This window comes from Oceanospirillum sediminis, assembly GCF_014164585.1.
Lineage (GTDB): Bacteria > Pseudomonadota > Gammaproteobacteria > Pseudomonadales > Halomonadaceae > Oceanospirillum > Oceanospirillum sediminis.
This window is the reverse complement of record NZ_JACJFM010000039.1, coordinates 17,016-38,035: the sequence shown is the minus strand read 5'-3', so window position 1 is coordinate 38,035 and position 21,020 is coordinate 17,016. Positions and strand designations below refer to the sequence as shown.

Genomic DNA, 21,020 nt, shown 5'->3' with positions numbered 1-21,020 from the left:
AATGAGAAAACTTTTTTATGAGTCGTTATTTGTTTACTCCGGGCCCTGTGCCCATGCAGCAGGATATATGTGATATTGGTGGCGAACAAACGCCCTATTTTCGTAATGACTGGTTTTCACAGGTTGTTAAAGAGTGTGAAACTAACCTGCTGGACTGTGTGAATGCGCCTGAAGGCAGTCGTGCTATTTTTCTGACCGCATCCGGTACCGGGGCGATGGAAGCCTCCGTCATTAATTTGCTTAAAGCGGATCAAAAGACGCTGGTTGTTAACGGTGGAAGTTTCGGGCAGCGTTTTGCTGACCTGTGTGATATTCATCATAAGCCTTATCAGTCTCTTCACGTAGCTGATAGCGATCTGTCCGATATTGCAGATCAGTGTACAGCCGATTCTTTCTGTACTTTATTGATCAATGCCCATGAGACCAGTGTAGGGCGTTTATATAATTTGCAGGCTGTTGGACAGTTTTGTCGTGAGAACGGTTTACTGAATATTGTTGATGGGATCAGTATGTTTGTGACTGATCCGCTGGATATGACGGAATTCAATATTGATGCGTTAATTATCAGCTCTCACAAAGCACTGGGCTTACATGCCGGGTTAAGTATGGTCATTCTTAGCCCGCGGGCTATAGAGGCACTGAATGAACGCTGCTCTATGTATTTTGATTTTCACAGCTACCTGAATGATGGTGAGCGGGGGCAGACACCCTTTACCCCGGCAATCAATATTCTGATGCAACTACAGCACAGGCTTCGACAGTTAGTAGATGGAGGCCTGGCAAAGGAAGTAGAACGGGCAAAAGAAATTGCACATTATTTCAGAGAGCAGATATCACCGTTGCCGCTGGGGTTTTACAGTCAGTATATGCCTAATGCTATGACGACTCTGAGCCCGCTTGATGGTCGATCAGCCGCTCAGGTTGTACTGGATATGGAACAGAATTACGGTATGGTGCTTACCCCGAATGGTGGAGAACTGAGAGACAAGGTGTTTCGTGTGTCTCATATGGGATGCATGGATATCCGGTACACTGACCAATTACTGGATGCCTTATTCGATTACTACGGAGCAGAACGATGAAAGTATTAATTATGGCAGCAGGCGTTGGTAGCCGTATCAGTCGACATTTGCAAGGGCAGCCGAAATGCTGTGTGGATCTGAAAGGTAAGCCTCTGATTCGCCATACGTTTGAGAAGCTGAATAATAAGGGAATTACTGATATTGCTATTGTAACCGGATATCAGGAAAAATATATTCATCAGGCCCTCGAAGGTTGTTCGTACACTCGTTATTTTAATCCGTTCTTCCGTGTCGCAAATTCTATCTCTTCAGCCTGGTTCGCCAGGGATTTTCTGAGCTCTGATGACGATATCATGATCATGAATGGTGATGTCTTTATTGAAGATAGTGTACTGGATATTATTCTGTCAGAAACGCGCAGCCCGGTTATGATTTCTGATAGCAGCCGTATCGAAGATGCGGATTACCGTTTTAAATGGCAGGATGACAAACTGTTGAAATACGGTAAAGAGCTGACTCCGGCAGAGACCACCGGGGAGTATGTGGGCATTGGTGTGCTGAAAGCAGATGATATCTACCCATTCCGTCAGAGGGTGATTGATGCGGTGACGAATGAAGATTACACCTGCTGGTGGGAAGATGTGATTTATCGAACAGTAGAGGAGGGGGTGGATATTCACATTAATGATATTAATGGCCACTTCTGGGCTGAAGTTGATTACATTGAGGACTATGAGCGTATTAAGGCGTTTGTAAATTCCTGAACTGAAGTATTGTGATATTTTCCAGTCAGTGGCTGGAAAATATCGTCATTATTAGCTGGGAAACGTTTGCTCAGCGGCTTAATTTCCTGATTTTCCTTCCAATAACGAAAATAATCCTCACCGACTATGCTGGCCGGTGAGGATTATTATCTTTTCAGGCTGACAGCATAGGTTGCTATGACTGTAATGCTTTAACCGCTGCCAATAAAGGCTTCAGGCAATCTGAATAAAAAACTGTTTCTTTGAAGTCACTCAGAATTTTGTGTTTCTGGTTATTTTCCGGATCAATCATCTTACCGAAGTCGATAGAACACCAGCTACCTCCCCAGCCTCTGAAGTGAATTGGGTATTTACTGTTCAGATGAGAGTTCATTGTTTTATTGATACTGCTAAATTCTTCCTCGGTCATCCGACTTTGTTTATAGCCGCCGTTTTCTGTACGTTGATAGCGCACAAGACCCAGATGAATATTCATTGTTGCACAGTCGATATGCAGCAAATATTTGTCTGAGCCAAAATCAAAGTAACTACCAAAGACCTGCCGGCCCTTCTCTTTTGAATCGCTGGTATTGTTATAGAACCAGGCTTTACATTTTTCCGGGGTGTATCCTCTGGACAACTGATCAGAGACATCGGTTAAGCCATGTTCCTGTTCAATACAGTGTCCAGTCTGCTGGAAAAAGTTAAGCAGCAGTGCAGGCTTATTCAGCAGAGGTTTTTTGTAGTTAAATATCTCGTAAGGTACCTGTTTCAGAATGCGATCGGTAACACGTCCCAGATACAGGTAGGCGCTGCCTATAATAAACAGCAGGTCATCTGGCTCCAGCTGATCCAGTAGCTCTTTTGCCAGAAAATCCAGATCGTCACTATGCTGCTGGTATATCGCTTTATTGTCCAGATTATCATGCACATAATGCATAAAATTACCTGTGGTATAGAGCTTATCGACAGGAGACTGATTAATCATCTCTGCCAGCGTGGTATGAGAATCCCGTGTCCAGTCACTGTCTTTCTTGATGGATATACCACCGACCAGAGCCACTACTTTGCCTTTAACTTTGAGTCTGGAAAGATCGTTGAAGGCAGACTGCATGCCGCCTATAGCACCACGTCGGCTCTGATCGTAAAACAGGATATCTCCCTGCGGTTTTTTCAGCCGTACCATTCTGCCCATAGTTTCATAAGGCTTCAGACTGGCATAAGCCTGTGCGGCGGCGGAGACATTTAATCCCAGCTTTTTCACACATAGCAGAGTGGGCAGACTGGCAAGCCCTGCGTGCTCCTGCAGCATAGGGATAAAATAGTTCAGTTTTTCATCTTCGATACGAGCTGAAATATCCCAGCCGAATTTATCCTGGTTAAAGGTCTGGCTGATCAGTTGGGCATCATCATCTGCTGATGATCCGAAAGTCAGAATCTGAAGCCTGGTATTACGTTCCAGAATAGCCTGCTTCAGAGGCTCGAAGTAAGGCATATCCCGGTTGATGATGCACAGACCGTTATCACGTAAACCAGCTACCACGGATGACTTGGCATGAATGATATTGTCGATCGTTTTATGCATATCCATGTGATTAGGGGATATGTTAGTGAACACACAGATATCGGGGTTCACCCAATGACTTCGTTCCAGCCTTAAAGCTTCATTGCCTCCAACAGACACTTCATTAATTTCGACTTTATCGTCTTTTCTCAGGTTAATCAGAGAACGCAGCACCGGTATTTCGGTATTGGCACTGTTGATATTGGCGTGAGATTGAATCTGTGGCTGAAGGATATGATGCAACTGTGTTTTAAAGCCGGTTTTGCCTTCTGTGCCGGTTACCAGAATAGTAGTGGGATTAACGCCCTGTCGGGTTTCTGTGGCGATATGGTTGTAACAATCCCTGATATGACTGACCAGAAGTACAGGCAGGTCATCCTGTTCAGTGATCGCCGGATCATCAGAAACCAGAGCCCGGATGCCTTTCGATTTAAGATTTTTTATCTGGGCAAAAGGATCTTTGCCCTCTTCTTTCCACTCTTCCAGACTGAGCATAAAGTAGATCTGGCCACTACGATAAGTGTTGTAATCACCCACCCCGGTAAATCTCAGATTTCTATTGATATTGAACCAGCTGCCGCCAGACAGCTTTTCCAGACGCTCCGGCGTCAGCCAGGATTCTTCATGACTGGATAGCCATTTGATAACCGGATCAGCCATATCAAGGAAGGCTTTCTGGTCTTTCTCTGGCATATCATTGATTGAATAGTTGAACAGAGCGATCTCAGGATCTTCCAGTAACTGTTCCGTACGCTTAATACCTTTTCTGACCTCTTCAATCCATTGATCGTGAGAAACTTCGTTATCCAGATTCGGGTTCTCCAGAATAGCGGGTAAAAAGCCATTAAACATCAGCAATTGTGTCTGCAGGATACAAGAGAACGTTCGGCAGTTGCCATCCGGGAAAGGATGCAGCAGTTCCATTTCACGGGAAACCAGTGTAATAACCCTGAGTTTCTCTTCCTCTGTTCTGGCCTTGGCAATATTGCTGTTGTAGCGATCGACAATCTTCTGGGTCTTTTCGACCATCAGCATCTGAACTTTGTGTTTAACTTCATAGAAGCGCTTCAGTGTTGATTGGCCTTGTAGTGCCTGCTCTTCTTCCTGGTTCAGATTAGGGTACCAGTTGCGATAGTTGATACGTTTATCTTTCAGCAGAGCCTGATAGATTTCATCAACATCCAGCTCATCAGCGGTATAGGCATATTTTGCTGTGTTAAACATCACAGTGCCGTCGCCGCGACGAAGCTCAAAGACCTCTTTCAGGTGCTCATAAGTAGTACTTTTGGCAAAGAAGGGCATGCCTGAATTGAGATAGCGGATATCGCCCGGACTGGATTTTTTATTCGCGGTTTCTACGCCCATCATGCAGGCTTTATGCAGCTCGCGCAGATAAGTGGCTTTCAGGCCTTCAGAGAGATCAAAGTTTTCCAGCATGAAGCGGAATGCATTCAGAAGGGCAGGAATACTGCCGCGCTCCCCGGCTTCATAGCCGGTCCAGCCATTGTATTTTTTGTGGAATCGGCCATCGACGAAAAAGCGCCAGAGCTGGCGAGGATCAAAGCGTCTTAATTCGTTCAGGGCAGGCATAAACTGATCTTCTGCTATTTCAATTCTGGCTGGAACAGAGGTAGATTCTGATTGGGCACGAACAGGAACGGTTGAGCTATCTTGTGCTGATTCAGCCTCCAGGGCAGGCTCAGGAGAGCCATGAGCCGGAGTATCGACACCCAGATAATAGTGCAGATAGGCAACATATCCGGATAGATAATGCTCGACATCATCAATACGTACCCGGAAAGCATGGTGTCTGATATAGCAACTACCCACAATTTTAGCCGGATTCTGGAAGTACATAGCGTACTCAGGCCAGAAGTAGCCATTCATCAGATAGTGGGCTCTGTGCTTAAGGGCCTGATGAAATTTCTCCAGATCAATCTGTTCAAGTAAGTAGCTGAACTCGGGTTGCTGCTGAAGACGACAAATCATCTTATGAGCAGCCATCATTAGCTCCAGCAGTGTTGGAAATGTGGTAATCCGCTCCAGCACAAAATCCAGATGCCCTGAGAAGTTCTTAATACCAAATTCATAATATCGGGCTTCAGGACGATACAGTGTCAGTTCATTAACACAATAGCTGAGCCAGTGGTCATGGGTTTTCCAGTGATCTTTTTCAATAAAGTATTCAAAGGCATCCGTAACCACTTTCAGCCAGCGTTCATCACGGGTCAGGCCATATAAACGCATCAGTCCAAAGGCTGCTTCACCCTCATAGTAGATGGTTCTGAAAGCTTCTTTAACACTCAGATCATTGCTGTTCAGCACATGAACAAAAGAGCCATTATCAGGGTTCTGCATATGACGGATGCCCAGTGCCAGTTGCTCCAGCAAAGGCAGATACTGCTGATCATCCAGCAATTCTGTGTATTTAGTAAACGCCAGCAGACAAACAGCGTTACCGCCCAGTTTAATTTCGTCCTCTAAGTCAGTCAGAAAAGCGGCCTGACTGCCATCTTCCAGTGTATATATCTGAATCAGTTCCTGGCTGAGGTAGCGTAGTGAGCGTTTAATGGACTCCAGCAGAGTATCGCATTGAGTGACCTCCCAGCCCTCCAGCATGGCATAGGTGCTACTGGCATGGCGCAGGGTGTTATAGGTGTTGATTGCCCGATCAAAGCAGGGATGCCAGCCGTAGTTAAAACGTCCGCTTTTGAGTACCTGACTTGCCAGATAATCACTACTGGTAGTGATCAGACGCCGTGCAGTGTGTTCATCCAGATCATCGACAATACGACGGCCTGCTTCCCGACTGACGCCGTATAACAGTTGAGGCTCTTCCTCTGTGGAACAGAATATTCCCTGGTTATCCAGACGGTAAACAAGGGACTGATCAGAAAAATCCAGAGGAATTTTTTTGTGGAAACGCAGATGGGCATAGCGGGTGAAGTTTTTCTCATTCAACTCAGCCATCGCCTGTTTGCCGCCCATGTACAAGGTGGCGTTACCATTCAGCTCCTGTTCCAGAAAGCTGTATTTAAGCTCTGGGTCCAGTGCGATGCCATAGCGGTAGTAGTTACGCTTTGTCTGCAACAGCTCCTGCTGTTTAAAGGTTTTCCAGTCAAACTCAGTGACATCTCTGGTCCAGTCTGCTTTCAGCCACTTCACTTTCAGCTTTTGGCGCTTGACGACTCTTTGCAGCTCCCGGGTGCCCTTTTCCCAGGCGTGATGAAAGTTATCGCCTGTTACGTTGATCACAGTAGCCCGTTCTTTCCCGTTACTGACAGACAGAAATAACTGGCACCCTGGCCAGGGGGCAGGTAATAGCGTGACATGTTTTTCCAGTTCGGGCTGTAACTTACTGAGCAGCGTAGACAAAGACATCTGATTTTCCATTCATTCTGATAAGCGGGACCAGGTGGTGCGTCCACTTGAATATAGCTTTGAAATTATTTGTAACACAGTTTAACCGAAACCTCATTCTGCCATACAGATTCAGTTGGATATTCAATAAGCGATATTTTTTTCAGATAGTTTTCAAAGGCTTGATTCATATCAGAGGATTCAATCCGGTAAACCGGTCAGAAATTATATTCGTGCTTGCTGAACCTGTTACGCTGTTCGGTGTCTGAGGGCTGCGGGTCTGGTATCCTTGCCGCCCGGATGGATTTATTGATGCAGGATTCAGAGAGTTGAGTAAATCAGACCAATCTTTTTTATGGCCACGTCGCTTACTGACCACGTGGACGATCTGTATATCCCTTGTCATGGGATTGATGATCAGTGTGTTATCCGTACATGCTCTGGCTGCCAGTAGTGAATGGCAGGGAAAACCACCTGTCCAGGGGCGTCTTCTACTGGCGGGTGTTGCCGAAGGGCAATCTGAGTTTGTTGCCGGTCTTGAACTGACTCTGGAGCCGGGCTGGAAAACGTACTGGAGGACACCTGGTGCTGCTGGCATTAAGCCGCGTCTGATCTGGCAGGAACAATCAGCAGGTATTAAATCCATTGAGCTGCTATATCCGGCACCTCACCGGCTGGATTTTCAGGGTTTGCAATTATATGGCTACGAAAAACGGGTGATTTTTCCTCTGAAGGTGACCCGTGATCTGTCTGTGGCGGAACCGGATCTTAATCTGGATGCCAGAATTCTGGTTTGTCGTGAGCTTTGCATTCCGGCCAGTGTGAAAACAGGCATAAAACTGACCGCAGATAATCAGCGACCTGATGCTGAGGCTGCATTTGAGATTGATCAGTTCAAAGCGCAGATTCCGCTTCCAGGAGCTGTTGCCGGACTTGAAACGGCGCTGTTTACTCTGGATGAACAGCAGAAGTTATTACAGGTTGAGCTAACACTACCGGCTAATCTGACAGTGGATGATCTGTTTCCTGAGGTGTTGCCTGAACCGGAACTGGATGCACCTGTTATCGTACAGCAGGGACAGAGACTGATTGCACAGTTCTCTATTCAGCGTAAACGTATGCCCGATATTCAGCAGTCCGCTAACCTGGTGGTGCGGACTAATCTGGGGGCCTATGAGATTTCAGGGCAATGGCAGGCTCTGGCGGCTCCTCTGAATAAATTACAGCCGGTTGCTGTGGGAGGAGACTATTCTCTGCCACTGATTCTGTTGCTGGCTCTGACCGGGGGATTGATTCTGAATCTGATGCCTTGCGTGCTGCCGGTATTATCGATCAAGGTACTGCACCTGATTCGTCATCAGGAGTTTACCCGTTCTCAGATTCGTAAAAGCTTTATTGCCACAGCGGCCGGTATTATCGCATCGTTTGCGATACTGGCTGGTGTCATGATTGCGCTGAAATCAGCCGGTCAGGTTGTTGGCTGGGGGATACAGTTTCAGCAGCCGCTGTTTATCGGCGCATTAGGGATTATTATCGTTCTGTTTGCCGCTAATTTGTGGGGACGGTTTGAGTTTCGCTTGCCCGGTTTTATTGCCGGGCTGGCTTCGGGTGGAGAGGTTACTCAGCAGAACCCGGTTTCACTGAGTGGGTCTTTTGCTCAGGGAGCACTGGCAACCCTGCTGGCCACGCCTTGTTCTGCCCCGTTTCTTGGTACAGCGATCAGTTTTGCCTTTGCCCAGAATGCGCCGGAACTTCTGATGATTTTTGTTGCTATGGGCGTCGGTCTGACATTGCCTTACCTGCTGCTGACTCTGGTTCCGGAGTGGGTTCATAAGTTGCCAAAACCTGGTCCATGGATGGTGACGCTGAAAAAGGTATTATCGATCGGCCTGTTGCTGACAGCAGGCTGGTTATTCTGGGTGTTATCTGATCTGGTGGTGCTATGGGGGACCGCTGTTATTGCCGCCGTGATGCTGATCTGGTGGGGCAGTGTCAGAATACGTCCGCTATTCTGGGTATTACCTCTGGTCGCCTGGCTGAGCATTGCTCTGTTACCGGCTGCGCCATTACCGGTATTAGCCTCCGGGGAAACAGAAGATACTGTGAACTGGCAGGCCTTTAAGCCTGAAAGTATTCGTCAGCATGTGTCTGAAGGCAAACTGGTCTTTGTGGATATTACTGCACGTTGGTGTGTCACCTGTGTCGCGAATAAAGTCGCCGTTATTCAGACTGAAACGATACAGAATCAGCTGAATGCCGTTGATATGGTCGCGATGCAAGGGGACTGGACCCGCCCGGATGATACGATCAGTAGCTTCCTGAATGAACACAACCGATTTGGTATTCCATTTAATGCTGTGTATGGCCCGGCTGAACCTGAAGGTGTGTTACTCGGTGAAATTCTGACTCAGCAGGATGTGTTGAATGCGATTCAGAAGGCCCGTGGACATTAGTCTTTAGTGGATATTTCCCCTTTAAAAGCATAGACGTAAGTAAAAAGATAAAGGAATAAGGTATGGATAAGGCAAACTCCGAGACTTCTGCATCTCAATCGTCGAATGATCTGCGGCCTGTTAAGGTCTGGGATATAAGTATTCGGGTTTTCCACTGGAGTCTGGCACTATTGATCGGTTTTCTATGGTGGAGTGGGACTGAGGGCGTCGAGATGGAAAATCATGTGCTGGCAGGCTATGCCGTACTGGCACTGGTGAGTTATCGGATCATCTGGGGGATTCTGGGCAGTTATCATGCCCGGTTTACCAGTTTTATCCGTTCTCCACTCAGTACGCTGAAAGCGATACCTGACGTGTTATCTGTCCGCTCAGATTCTCATTACACCGGGCATAACCCTGTCGGGGGCTGGATGGTGGTGGCTCTGTTGCTGATCCTGCTGGCTCAGGGCATCAGCGGCCTAGGCACTACAGATGATATTTTTATTGATGGTCCACTGGTGGAATATCTGGAAGAGGAGATGGTGGCTCTGTTCAGTGACTGGCATACTACCTTGCCGGACTATCTGATAGCGCTGGTGCTTCTGCATCTGGCGGCTGTTTTTTATCATGATGCGGTTAAGCGAGAACGCTTGATTCGCAGTATGATTACAGGGATTAAATATACTACAGTACGTGATAGCTCATCTGAACTACCTGTGAAACGTTTTCTGCTGGTTACTGGTGGTCTCAGTCTGCTGGGGTGGTGGTTATTGAAAGATATTCTGGTTTGACAAATACCTGCATACAAGTATTTCGTTATTCTCCGGCCAACGATTCATTGGCTGGAGAATTTGGTAATTTCAACAAAAAGTTCTGTGCCGGGGCCTTGCTTCGGATCTCAGACCAGACGCGTCGTCCAGTCCTCAATCCAGCTGATGGCCGGTTCTATTGCATCAAAATGTTCTGCTGAGTCAATATCCAGTCGTCTGCCAACCCGTGTTGCACCATATTCGGCTAAGATATTATCTATCTTACGTCCGGCTTCGCAGAAAGTGGTATCGTATGAACTGTCGCCCAGGGCTATCACACCATATTTCAAATGCCCCAGTGATGCCCCCTGATCATTTAATGAGAAGTAGAATTTATCAAACCCGGGTGGGAAATCACCGGAGCCTGTTGTTGATACACTGATCAGGATAGCGGTGTTATCAGGGTCCGTTAAATCAGATAGAGCCGGGTCTTCCGTGATATCGACCTGATACCCTTTCTGCTCAAGTACAGGCTTAATTCCATCTGCGACATCCCTGGCACCACCATAAACCGTGCCAACCAGTATTTTAATCTTTGCCATAAAAGCACTGCCTTTTAATAACCAGGTAATTTTGTAGGGTATAGTATCACAATTTCAGTGGATTCAGACAAAGACTCCGTGGCCCTGTGTACATTTTTATAGAACAGGACGAGTAAATAAAATCAGTAATTGAGACATCTATTGGCGTGTTTTACGGGGCTGTTCAGGTTTTTTCTGACAAAAAATCAGACAGAGTTGTGACATCGCTGATATATTAAAGTCTGGAGTCTCAGAATCTGTCACGTTTCAGAGATAGCTGTATGTTGCGTTACTGAAAAGGAATCGGATATGTACGCACAGGATTTTAACGAATTAGGTTTCCTTTGTTCTCACTGGCCACTGAAACCTGAAAATCCGACACTGCTTCTTGTTCATGGGGCAGGCCTGAATCATGCTCAGTGGCAGGCTCAGATGACAGGGTTGAGGGAGTCAGCCAATGTGATCGCCGTTGACCTGCCGGGGCATGCGTTAAGTGCTCATCATGATGGTGAACAAACGATAGCAGCTTATGCGGATGTGCTGGCCGAACTGGCTGAGTATCTGATGTGCGATAATCTGACCCTTGTGGGGCATAGTATGGGAGGAGCGGTCTGTCTGGAATATGCCGTTCGTTACCCAGACAGACTGGCAGGGCTGGTACTGTTAAATACCGGAGCCAGGTTGAAAGTGATGCCGGAGCTACTGGATAAAATTCGTCAGGACTTTTCGGGTTTTGTTAGTGATATGACCCGGCAGGCATTAACTGATGGGGCTGATCAGGCTTTAATGGAACCCTTTGAAGATCTGTTATTGCAAGGTGATATGGACGTCGTTATCAATGATTTTTCCGCCTGTAATGCCTTTGATCGAATGGATAGTCTGAATAAGGTTTGCTGTCCATCACTGATACTCTGTGCGGAACTGGATGCCATGACGCCTCCGAAATATGCTCAGTATCTGTCAGAACATCTGCCTGACAGTCATTTTGAACTGATTGAGGGGGCTGCCCATCTTAGTCCTATGGAGCATCCACAAGAAGTGAATCAATCGATTCGCCAGTTTGTTACTTCTATCTGATTATTATTCATCTTTCCTTTCCCCTTTTACTCTGCCAGATCAGTTTTTCTGATCTGGTCAGGTTTCTGATGACCGCTGTCTGACTTACCGGTTTGTATTTTTCAGAGAGTAACCTCTTAAAAAACAGGCTTTTTCTCTTTAAATGATCTGGTAAGCTTATTTTTGAATTTTTGGTTTACCACTAACAGCAGGTCCGATCATGCAGGATACAACACTCTGGTTTCCATACGCTCAGATGAAACATCTGGAAGTCAATTACGAGGTCGAAACCGGTGAAGGCCCCTATATTCAGTTCACTAATGGTATGCGGTTACTCGATGCGACTTGCTCATGGTGGTGCATGATTCACGGCTATCGTCATCCTGATGTGACTCAGGCGATTCATGATCAGGCGGATAAGCTGGCCCATGTGATGCTGGGTGGGTTGAAAAACCAGCCTGCAGCAGATCTGGCCGCTAAGCTGGTTGAGATTACGCCAGAAGGGCTGAACCATGTCTTCTTCAGTGACAGTGGCTCTGTTGGTATGGAAGTCGCCATGAAAATGGCAGTGCAGTTCTGGCAGAACCAGGGCATAACGGCAAAATGTAAGATGGCCTCTCTGCTGAAAGCCTACCACGGTGATACGACAGGCTGTATGTCAGTATGTGATCCGGAGGAGGGGATGCACAGTATGTTCCGAGGTTTATTACCAGAACAGCACTTTGCACCGGCACCGGAAGCCTCTTTCACAGCATCGGCAGATGAGGTGGCTGCAGATATTGCGAAGTTACGTCAGGTGTTTGAACAGCATCACCATGAAATTGCCGGCTTTATGGTTGAGCCTCTGCTACAGGCGGCAGGTGGTCTGAATATGTACAGTCCTCTGTATCTGCAGGAAGCCCGCAAGCTATGCGATGAGTTTGATATTCTGTTTATCTTTGATGAAGTTGCCACCGGATTTGGCCGTACCGGTAAACTGTTTGCTGCTGATCATGCTGGTGTAACGCCGGATATCATGGTGCTCAGTAAAGGATTAACCGGAGGATATGTCGGGCACGCTGCAACGATTGCTAACGACAGAGTGTTTGATGCTTTCTGGGATGATGATGCCGGTAAGGCATTTATGCATGGCCCGACATTTATGGGTAATCCTCTGGCCTGTGCCGTGGCTTTGAAAAGCATTGAAGTGTTCGAGCGGGATGACTACCTGGAGCGTATTTCGACTCTTAACCGGGTGTTGCAGGATGAGTTGCTTGAGTTCAGTCATCCAGAGGTAAAAGCAACCAGAGTACTGGGTGCAACGGGAGTGATTGAGGTGCATGATGCGGCAAGCCTGAAAGGTGTGCAGGATTTTGCGATTACTCAGGGAGTCTGGCTGCGTCCTTTTGGTCGCTTCCTGTATACCATGCCGCCTTATATCATCAGTGAAGCTGAGCTGAGACAGATTACAGGTGCGATGAAGGACTGGTTCAGCCGTGATCAGTAAGGGCTTTCCGGGCTGATCGTTTAAGCTCAGACCCGGCAGGCACTTTTCCAATACGTGCTTTCTCAGCACTTATTTTCTTGACGCGTATTTTCTTAATATGTGTGTCTGACAAACGCTTTTTTAACAGGCAGTTGCAGCGCAATTGAATAGATATCTGCTCACCCGGAGTGTCTGCATATGCTGTAACACTTCCGGGGGGCGGCAGTCTGACGATACCGCTTCGCTGTTTACATTATCAGCTAAGGTGTTCTCGTATGGCTTCGGCCAGAGCCGGGGCCATGTCAATGGCATTGCTCTGATGGTTTACCGTATTACACGTAATCACATCAGCCGTATGTGATGCCTGCATCTGCTGATAAGCTCTATCGGCAAACAGCCCGTGGGTACCGATACAGATGACCGGTGCCATCCCGGCATTTTTCAGGTGCTCGATGGTTTCCAGCATGGTCCGGCCACTGGATATGATGTCATCGACCAGAACAGGTGTATGCTGGAGGTAATTCTCCACATGGGGTAAAGACACTCTGACATCCCGGTCACCATGACGTTCCTTAAGCAGGACTTCGAAAGGAGCCCCTGCCAGGCGTGCTACCTCTGCAACCCACTGCTCACTCTCGATGTCAGGACCAATCAGTAAGGGTTGCTCTATTTGCTGACTGATCCAGTGAGCAACACTGTTTGCTGACTGTACCACTATGCCTGGGATGCTATAAACCTCATCCAAGCTATTATAGCGATGCAGATGGGGATCAACGGTGATCAGAGCATCAAAGCTTCTGGATATCAGAGCAGCAAAGTGCCGTGATGTTACACACTCCCCTTGTTTAAAACGTTTATCCTGACGCATGTAGGCCAGGTAAGGGGCTACCAGGATAACTTTTCTGGCTCCCATCTCTTTCAGTGTCTCAGCCAGGTAGATCAGAGGTAAAAACTTACTATCCGGCTGGTACAGGGTACACAGCACAATAATGTCGCGTCCGTTAGCCGGACTGACGACCTGAAGATAGCTTTCTCCATCGGGAAATTGTCTGCGATTCAGTTCGCCGGTTTCTGCCTGCAGCAGATGGCACAGACTATCGGCCAGGGAGCTACCATCATTCAGGTCAAATAACAGAGGTGTTTTATTCATGATTGTATCTTAATTATCTCGGTGCGAGAGTTCAGGAACTCGACGGCATAATTCAGAGCCCCCGGACTTTCTGCATGGATCTCAAGGAGAGGATCACCGGCACGAATGGCCTGCTTCAGTTTGACTTCCAGGGTCACGCCGGCGGACAGATCTTCCGGAGCACCGGCCAGTTTGGCCAGTTTGGCCAGATTCCTGTTATCGATCTCTGCAATGGTACCGGATACCGGACTGTGCCAGGTGTACTGATAGCTGGCTACGGCAGGTTCCCGGAAACCGCCCTGAACCTGACATATATTATAAAATTTTTGCCAGGCCCGGCCGGTCATCAGTGTTTTTTCTGCCAGAGCAAACCCTTGTTTTTCCTCTGCAATACCCGCCATTTCCAGTATATGTCCAGCCAGTACCAGGGCCCGGTGACGAAGATCTTCAGGTGCATCTGGCTGATTTTTCAGTACCCGGATGATATCTCTGGCTTCCAGAGCAGGACCTATGCCCCGTCCTACAGGCTGGGAACCATCTGTACAGATGACTTCGACTGTCAGGCCCAGAGCCTGACCTGTTGTAATCAGCAGTTGGCTCAGCAGATCTGCTGCTTCCTGTGAGCGAACCTTTGCTGTCGGACCTACCGGAATATCAATCAGCACATGGCTGGAGCCAGCAGCAATTTTTTTAGACAGTACGGAGGCTACCATCTGACCTTCGCTGTCCAGGTCCAGTTCCCGCTCTGCTTTGATCAGGATATCATCAGCCGGACTCAGGTGAACCGATCCGCCCCAGGCCAGGCATCCACCTTCCTGGTTAACAACCTGTTTCAGTACATCCGGTTCCAGCTCTACTTCTGTCATGGTGCTCATGGTATCTGCTGTACCTGCTGGAGACGTGATGGCTCGGGAAGAGGTTTTAGGCATGATAGCACCACAGGCCGTAACAATACTGACCACAATTGGTGTGGTTCGATTGCCGGGAAGGCCTCCGACGCAATGTTTATCCACCACCATCTCTTTCTGCCAGTCCAGCCGGTCACCGGCTTCCAGCATGGCACGGGTCAGGCTGATAATTTCTTGTTGATTCAGATTATCGCCAGCACAGGCAGTAATAAAAGTGGCCAGATGTACATCAGAGTAGTGACCTGCCACTATGTCATCAATGATATCGGACATCTGCTGATCATCGAGCGTGTGGCCATAAACTTTATGACGTAAGGCACTCAGTGAGTGGATAGGACTGGGGTGGCATACATGGACAATATGCCCTTCATCTGTTTTCAGGCCTGTGTAAGCTGATTCAGAAAGACCTATCTCACCAGGGGAAAGGATATTGCTGTCAATAATATGCAGACTGGCAATAATGCTGTGCTGTTCAGATGAAACCTGTACTCTGGATGCGGTTGCAAAACCTTCGGCGCGACAGATATGGCTGTTGCGGCGTAAATAAACGACAGGTTCCTGATGGCTGTCAATGCCTAAACGCCTTATGACCAGTGGAAAAGGCTGACTCTCGGTATCCAGCACGGCTGTCATGTAACGTACCTGTTTCTGATGAACGAAACAGCATATTAGCTCAGGAGACAAAATGCTGACAATCCCCGAGGATTATCAGGGAATTACAACATATTCAGTCTGTTTGTTCTATTAGGGTATGTTGTAAGGATGAAACGAGCTTGCTTTTCAGTGACTGGTAACAGTGAATCGCAAACAGATCGGGTTAATTGAAATGAGTAATCAGCTCACCCTGCTGGAGCAGGTTACCAGCAGCATCAATACTGCGTGAATCCACATCACAACACAGTACATAAGTCTCATTGCCGACTTTAAAAGCCATAGAAAAAGTCACATCAATATTAGCATCGGGTAAGGCCAGATAAGGGCGAGATACATAAACTTGCCCCAGCGCTTCAATGGCTCTCTGGAAATATTTGCGTCGTGCCCAGTTAGCACCATGAGCCTGTTGCAGGGGTTGATACCGGGTTTGCACAGAGGATTGATTAGACTCCATATTGCCGGTTACCTGGTAACCTTCTTCGTCCAGCAGGAATACCCGTCGGCAACCCGTCTGACGGATCAGTTCCTGGCAGCTTTGCTCAAAACTGTGTTCCAGTCTGATCAGATCGGCGGCAGCGGTCATCATTGACTCATACGTCACAAGCTGACTGTGGAACTGTTGTCGCCCTGTTTTCTGAGCTTTAGCAAACTTATGGGTCAGATCCGCAATCTGGCTATGTAGATTATGGCCTTTTGCTTCTCCATAAGGGCCCGGGCGTGCAAAGAAGTAGCCCTGGACCATATCGGCTTCGGTATCCATTGCCAGTAAGGCTTCTTCTTCGTTTTCTATGCCTTCAATCAGCACCAGAGATTCTGTTTCCCGCAGCAAGCTGACCAGACGCGGGAAGATACGCCGGGCTCTGGGTTGTTGCTGGGCATTACGAATCATGGAACGATCCAGCTTGACGATATTCGGATTAATTTTCCATATACGGTCAAAGTTTGACTGACCAGTGCCGAAGTCATCAATCGCGACCAGGAATCCTGCATTTCTGAAGGCCTGGACGAACTCTGCCAGCAGCATTTCATCATGTACTGCATCCTCCAGTATCTCCAGCACAATCTGTTCTGGTCGAAAGCCATGTCGTGCCAGAGCTTTACTGACCTGAGAGGCATCCATATTAGCTTCCCGGATCTCTTCTCCCCGAATATTCAGAAACAACCAGCGACCATCTGTTTCCAGATGTTTGAAGTTCAGCAGATGTAATGCCCGGCTTAATCGGTCCAGTCGGGATATTTCACTGGTACTCTTACAACGGGCAAACAGATCCAGAGGAGAACAGGGAGTGCCGGACTGACTGGCACGCATAAGAGCTTCATAGCCAACCACTCGCTGATGGGTCAGAGAGATAATGGGCTGATAGTGACTGTCCAGATGAAAGCCCGCAAACCTGCCCTGGTAGCGTTGCTTGTAATGACTGATTCGGGACGGATGTACGCCCAGTGATCTGATCTGTTCCGGTACTGAAAGATGTGGTGTCATAAAGTTATCTGTTCCCCTGATGTCGGATAGTTTAAGCAGAAAACAGGCCAGTTTGAATCAGGCCAAAGGTTATATGGATTATCAGGCAGATAGCTCCGGTATGTGTCTTTGTGTAATCAAATATTACTGGTAAAAAAAGCTGAGCGCCCTGAAATAGAGCGCCCGGAATTTTCATTATGGTATATTGCGCTATTTTCGTGCATTGCCAGGTAAGAGATAATCATGGGTGCCCGATAATGGTTCATTGATACCTTGTCAGACACTGTCTTTATAAATTATCCCTGTTAAATCAGTTGTCCTGTCTGGGAGGTTACAATCTGAAATTGCTGATCAACTGCTGCAGTTGCTCTGATGTCTGTTTCATTGTGCTGCTTGCGATGACTGTTTCTCTGGCTGCGTCAGCACTCTGGTCCGCAATGGTGCGTACACTGACCACGCTCAGGTTGATCTCCTCTGCGACCTTACTTTGTTCTTCTGCCGAGCTTGCAATTTGCAGGCTCATGTCATTTACGGTTTCAATCGCTGCCGTAATTTCTTCCAGAATAAGTCGAACCTCCTCTGTCATACTCAGGCTGGTGTCGGCTATTTTACGGCTTTCCTGCATCTCAGATACCACTTGATTGGTACTGTTTTGTAAACGGGCGATTAGCTGATGGATCTCCCCGGTTGACTGATGAGTTCTCTGTGCCAGTGAACGTACCTCATCTGCAACAACAGCGAAGCCCCGGCCCTGCTCTCCGGCTCGGGCGGCCTCAATAGCGGCATTCAATGCCAGCAGATTAGTTTGCTCTGCTACATCCTGAATTACGTCAATAATAGAGCCAATATTCTGTGTTTCCTTCTGCACGTTCTCCAGGCGTTGTTCTGTCTGGCTGACGCTAGAGTGAAGTTGCTGAATATTGTTCAGCGTACGGGTAACCGTGTGATAACCGGAGTCAGAACGCTGTTGGGCTGCTTCTGTCGCTGATGCTGTGCGCTGGGTGTGTTCTGCTACTTCTATAGCGCTATGGGCCATTTCATCGACAGCACTAGCGACCTGATCTGATTCCTGTAATTGCTGTTGAGTGCCTTTACTGGTTTGTTCGGATACCGCTGAAAGTTGTACCGCGGCACTACTAATACTGTTGCTGGCAGATGATATCGAGCTAAGCATATCCCGCAGACTCTGGCTGGTGTTGTAAAGGGTTTCCTGCAAGTGACCAATTTCATCTTTACCGTAATGCTCTTTCTCCATACGAAGATCTCCTCGGGCAATCTGCTCTGCGACCTGAACGACATAGCGCAGGCGACGGGTAATGTGCCTGGCAAAGAACATGGCCGATACTATCCCAAGAAAAATAGCTGTCAGTGCCAGTATCCCCATAAGGTTTTTGGCCTGCTTATTACTCGCTTGCAGCTCTGGGCCTGTATTCCGTTGATCTTCAATAACGGATAGTTTTACTTTTTCAATCTTATCTGCGATTGCCGGTCCGGTTCTCTCCAGAATCTCTTCGGCCAGTGCTAGTTGTTTACGTATTGCCTGAACTGCATCATCCATAGCCTGCAGATAAGCCTGTCTTAATTGGTTAAAATGTTCCAGTGCTGTGAGTTGTTCCTGTGATAATACTTGTTGTCTAATTTCAGCAAGATGATTATCCAGTATCTTTGTCATTTGTTGATGGGCGGTTTCGAAGTCACTAATATTCTGAGATTCAAAATACTTCAGTAAATGGAAGCGTCCCAGTATCAGTGCTTCCTGCAGATCACTGGCGTGATGTCCCAGTTTTCCAAGATCATTCTGGTAAGCATACTGACGTAGCTCTGTCATCACTTTTCTCATTTCTGAGCCTTTAACGATCAGTACCTGACTGGCTCTGTTCTGACGAATAGTAATCTGCTCTTTGATTCTATGAACAGCCTGCTCGTACTCACTGATTATGGGAGTGATTTCATTGATCAGAGCTACACGTTCAGGGGCTGTTATTTCCCGATTAGCCTGATCAAGAAACGTTTTCATTGATTGCAGCTGGGTATTATATCGAGTGAGTGATTCAGTATTATTGTTAATCAGGTAGCTTTTAAATTCGGCCTGCATAAGTAAAAGACTGGTTTGCAACTGGCCTGTCAGGTTACTGACTTTTGCCAGCTCCCGGTACTGCTCCAGTCCTTTATCAGAACGTGACAGCCCCCGATAACCTGCAAAAGAAATAATCAGCAAAAATGTAAGAATAATACCAAAGCTTAGTGCAAGCTTTTTGCTGATAGATATATTGTTAAAAGCTTTATTAGAGGTTTCCATAGGTGTTCTCGTTGTACAAATCTGAAAAACATCATCAGTAAGCCAGAATAATTAATCAGTACCCTGAGTATTACTGCATAAACTATTTTCAATAGAAGGTGCAGGTCATAGTAGATATAGATCTATATCTAGAAGGTAGTGATATAAAAAAACAAGGCTGCTGGATAATTAAAGAATAATACTATAAATATATATGTTACTGATAACGATTATTCATTACATTTGTAATAGGATGTTATAATGTAACTAGTTTTCGTAAGAGCTGGCACCTGAATGAAATATTCCGATACTTTTCGGCCGAACCTGCCCGAAAATTAAAATAAGGGTCTCATACCAGGAGAGCGGAGCCTCTGTATGGCAATTTAACAAAATACCGTTTCACAGGAATCAGGTCTTGCATTATGGCAAGCAGGTTCCGTTCAGGTATTTTGCAATGCATTGCATACAGAATGTAGTAGAATCCCCGATTCGACTAGAAAACTAAAATAAGCTTGACACTTGTAAGGGATCTGTAAAGTTCTTTGCTGGTCTCTCAACTATCTGAAATATTTAGGTTAATTGCAGATATGGAACGTACATATACTCTGGTAATTTCGTGCCCTGACCGCGTGGGTATTGTGGCTAAAGTCAGTAACTTTCTGGCAATGTACGGCGGCTGGATTACTGAAGCTAATCATCACTCAGACCGTGATGCTAACTGGTTTTTTATGCGCCATGAGATTCGTGCAGATTCCATTCCTCTGGGGCTGGATGAACTCCGTACTGCTTTTGCCCCCATTGCCCGCGAGTTTGAGATGGATTGGTATATCTCTGATTCAGAAAAGAAAAAGCGTGTTGTATTAATGGCCAGTAAAGAGTCCCATTGTCTGGTTGATTTATTACATCGTTGGCACAGTGGTGAGCTGGATTGTGAAATTCCATGTGTTATTTCTAATCATGAAGATTTTCGTGAACTGGTTGAGTGGCATGGCATTCCGTACCATTACGTGCCGGTTGATAAAAATAATAAACAGCCTTCTTTTGATAAGGTTGAAGAAATTGTAGAGCAAGCCGGGGCAGATTGTGTTGTGCTGGCGCGTTATATGCAGATTCTGCCACCTAATCTGTGTGAAAAATATGTGGGGCGGGTTATTAACATTCACCACAGTTTCCTGCCATCGTTTGCCGGGGCTAAGCCTTATCATCAGGCTTATGAGCGTGGTGTAAAACTGATTGGTGCAACCTGTCACTACGTCACTGCTGAACTGGATGCAGGACCTATTATTGATCAGGATATCCATCGTGTCAGCCATCGACATATTTCCGAAGATATGGTTCGTCTGGGTAAAGATGTTGAGAAAACCGTTCTGGCAAGAGGATTACGCTGGCACCTGGAAGACAGGGTGCTTGTACATGGCAATAAAACGGTTGTATTTAACTGATCTTCCGTCTGAATACAGTCCTCGTTCTCACTGAGCGGGGCTCTGTTATTCTGAACGAACTGTGCCCTTTGACAATCCTATGATCATTCCTGTGATGGTTTTCAGGTTTGCTCACTACCCTGTTTAAACTTACCTTCAATTCTACTGGAAATCTTTCAATGGTGTTCTTTACTTA

The 21,020-nt window shown here is 46.9% G+C and carries 13 protein-coding genes; 7 read left to right on the top strand and 6 right to left on the bottom strand.

Features of this window, described 5'->3' with window-relative positions; genetic code table 11:
* Nucleotides 1-17: 17 nt before the first annotated feature.
* Both H4O21_RS20295 and H4O21_RS20290 read left to right on the top strand, forming a co-directional pair.
* The gene (locus tag H4O21_RS20295) at nucleotides 18-1,082 is read left to right on the top strand and encodes a pyridoxal-phosphate-dependent aminotransferase family protein (RefSeq protein WP_182810727.1); all 1,065 of its coding nucleotides are present in this window, start codon (nucleotides 18-20) and stop codon (nucleotides 1,080-1,082) included.
* Nucleotides 1,079-1,786: a phosphocholine cytidylyltransferase family protein gene (locus tag H4O21_RS20290; RefSeq protein WP_182810726.1), complete on the top strand. Its 708-nt coding sequence runs from the start codon at nucleotides 1,079-1,081 to the stop codon at nucleotides 1,784-1,786. Before H4O21_RS20295 ends, H4O21_RS20290 begins: the two co-directional genes overlap by 4 nt.
* Before the next feature lie 175 nt (nucleotides 1,787-1,961).
* Here H4O21_RS20290 and H4O21_RS20285 read toward each other — a convergent pair whose 3' ends face one another.
* Nucleotides 1,962-6,710, bottom strand: coding sequence for a Mur ligase family protein (locus H4O21_RS20285; RefSeq protein ID WP_182810725.1), 4,749 nt, complete (start codon nucleotides 6,708-6,710; stop codon nucleotides 1,962-1,964).
* 308 nt (nucleotides 6,711-7,018) lie between these two features.
* On the opposite strand from H4O21_RS20285, the gene H4O21_RS20280 reads away from it, so the two are divergent.
* The gene (locus H4O21_RS20280; protein ID WP_182810724.1) at nucleotides 7,019-9,142 is read left to right on the top strand and encodes a protein-disulfide reductase DsbD family protein; all 2,124 of its coding nucleotides are present in this window, start codon (nucleotides 7,019-7,021) and stop codon (nucleotides 9,140-9,142) included.
* A 62-nt stretch (nucleotides 9,143-9,204) separates the two neighbouring features.
* Nucleotides 9,205-9,912, top strand: coding sequence for a cytochrome b/b6 domain-containing protein (locus H4O21_RS20275; protein WP_182810723.1), 708 nt, complete (start codon nucleotides 9,205-9,207; stop codon nucleotides 9,910-9,912).
* A 107-nt stretch (nucleotides 9,913-10,019) separates the two neighbouring features.
* Here the strand turns inward: H4O21_RS20275 and H4O21_RS20270 are convergent, their stop codons facing one another.
* Nucleotides 10,020-10,472, bottom strand: a complete 453-nt coding sequence (locus H4O21_RS20270) for a flavodoxin (protein ID WP_182810722.1) — start codon at nucleotides 10,470-10,472, stop codon at nucleotides 10,020-10,022.
* A 288-nt stretch (nucleotides 10,473-10,760) separates the two neighbouring features.
* Here H4O21_RS20270 and H4O21_RS20265 point away from each other — a divergent pair, with 288 nt between their 5' ends.
* Complete coding sequence (locus H4O21_RS20265) at nucleotides 10,761-11,528, top strand: alpha/beta fold hydrolase (protein WP_182810721.1); 768 nt, start codon at nucleotides 10,761-10,763, stop codon at nucleotides 11,526-11,528.
* Nucleotides 11,529-11,727: 199 nt separating this feature from the next.
* On the top strand, nucleotides 11,728-12,993 hold the full coding sequence (gene bioA / locus H4O21_RS20260; protein ID WP_182810720.1) for an adenosylmethionine--8-amino-7-oxononanoate transaminase: 1,266 nt from the start codon (nucleotides 11,728-11,730) through the stop codon (nucleotides 12,991-12,993).
* 235 nt (nucleotides 12,994-13,228) lie between these two features.
* On the opposite strand, the gene H4O21_RS20255 is transcribed toward bioA, so the two are convergent.
* From H4O21_RS20255 to H4O21_RS20240, 4 genes are all read right to left on the bottom strand, one after another.
* Nucleotides 13,229-14,122, bottom strand: a complete 894-nt coding sequence (locus H4O21_RS20255; RefSeq protein WP_182810719.1) for a ribose-phosphate pyrophosphokinase — start codon at nucleotides 14,120-14,122, stop codon at nucleotides 13,229-13,231.
* Nucleotides 14,119-15,642, bottom strand: a complete 1,524-nt coding sequence (locus H4O21_RS20250; RefSeq protein ID WP_182810718.1) for a thymidine phosphorylase family protein — start codon at nucleotides 15,640-15,642, stop codon at nucleotides 14,119-14,121. The genes H4O21_RS20255 and H4O21_RS20250 overlap by 4 nt, the downstream gene beginning before the upstream one ends.
* Nucleotides 15,643-15,826: 184 nt before the next feature.
* A complete protein-coding gene (locus H4O21_RS20245) occupies nucleotides 15,827-17,146 on the bottom strand; it encodes a sensor domain-containing phosphodiesterase (protein WP_182810717.1) in 1,320 nt (439 codons plus the stop codon).
* A gap of 310 nt (nucleotides 17,147-17,456) precedes the next feature.
* Entirely contained in the window at nucleotides 17,457-19,424 is a 1,968-nt protein-coding gene (locus H4O21_RS20240; RefSeq protein ID WP_182810716.1) for a HAMP domain-containing methyl-accepting chemotaxis protein, read from the bottom strand.
* Nucleotides 19,425-19,990: 566 nt separating this feature from the next.
* On the opposite strand from H4O21_RS20240, the gene purU reads away from it, so the two are divergent.
* Nucleotides 19,991-20,845 carry a formyltetrahydrofolate deformylase gene (purU, locus tag H4O21_RS20235; protein ID WP_182810715.1) on the top strand — a complete coding sequence of 285 codons (855 nt, stop codon included), beginning with the start codon at nucleotides 19,991-19,993 and terminating at the stop codon, nucleotides 20,843-20,845.
* Nucleotides 20,846-21,020 lie beyond the last annotated feature (175 nt).

Bases quoted from the DNA above. Each gene is read 5' to 3' on its own strand.
- H4O21_RS20295 (WP_182810727.1), top strand. From the start codon at position 18: ATGAGTCGTTATTTGTTTACTCCGGGCCCTGTGCCCATGCAGCAGGAT.
- H4O21_RS20290 (WP_182810726.1), top strand. From the start codon at position 1,079: ATGAAAGTATTAATTATGGCAGCAGGCGTTGGTAGCCGTATCAGTCGA.
- H4O21_RS20285 (WP_182810725.1), bottom strand. From the start codon at position 6,710: ATGTCTTTGTCTACGCTGCTCAGTAAGTTACAGCCCGAACTGGAAAAA.
- H4O21_RS20275 (WP_182810723.1), top strand. From the start codon at position 9,205: ATGGATAAGGCAAACTCCGAGACTTCTGCATCTCAATCGTCGAATGAT.
- H4O21_RS20270 (WP_182810722.1), bottom strand. From the start codon at position 10,472: ATGGCAAAGATTAAAATACTGGTTGGCACGGTTTATGGTGGTGCCAGG.
- H4O21_RS20265 (WP_182810721.1), top strand. From the start codon at position 10,761: ATGTACGCACAGGATTTTAACGAATTAGGTTTCCTTTGTTCTCACTGG.
- bioA (WP_182810720.1), top strand. From the start codon at position 11,728: ATGCAGGATACAACACTCTGGTTTCCATACGCTCAGATGAAACATCTG.
- H4O21_RS20255 (WP_182810719.1), bottom strand. From the start codon at position 14,122: ATGAATAAAACACCTCTGTTATTTGACCTGAATGATGGTAGCTCCCTG.
- H4O21_RS20250 (WP_182810718.1), bottom strand. From the start codon at position 15,642: ATGACAGCCGTGCTGGATACCGAGAGTCAGCCTTTTCCACTGGTCATA.
- H4O21_RS20245 (WP_182810717.1), bottom strand. From the start codon at position 17,146: ATGACACCACATCTTTCAGTACCGGAACAGATCAGATCACTGGGCGTA.
- H4O21_RS20240 (WP_182810716.1), bottom strand. From the start codon at position 19,424: ATGGAAACCTCTAATAAAGCTTTTAACAATATATCTATCAGCAAAAAG.
- purU (WP_182810715.1), top strand. From the start codon at position 19,991: ATGGAACGTACATATACTCTGGTAATTTCGTGCCCTGACCGCGTGGGT.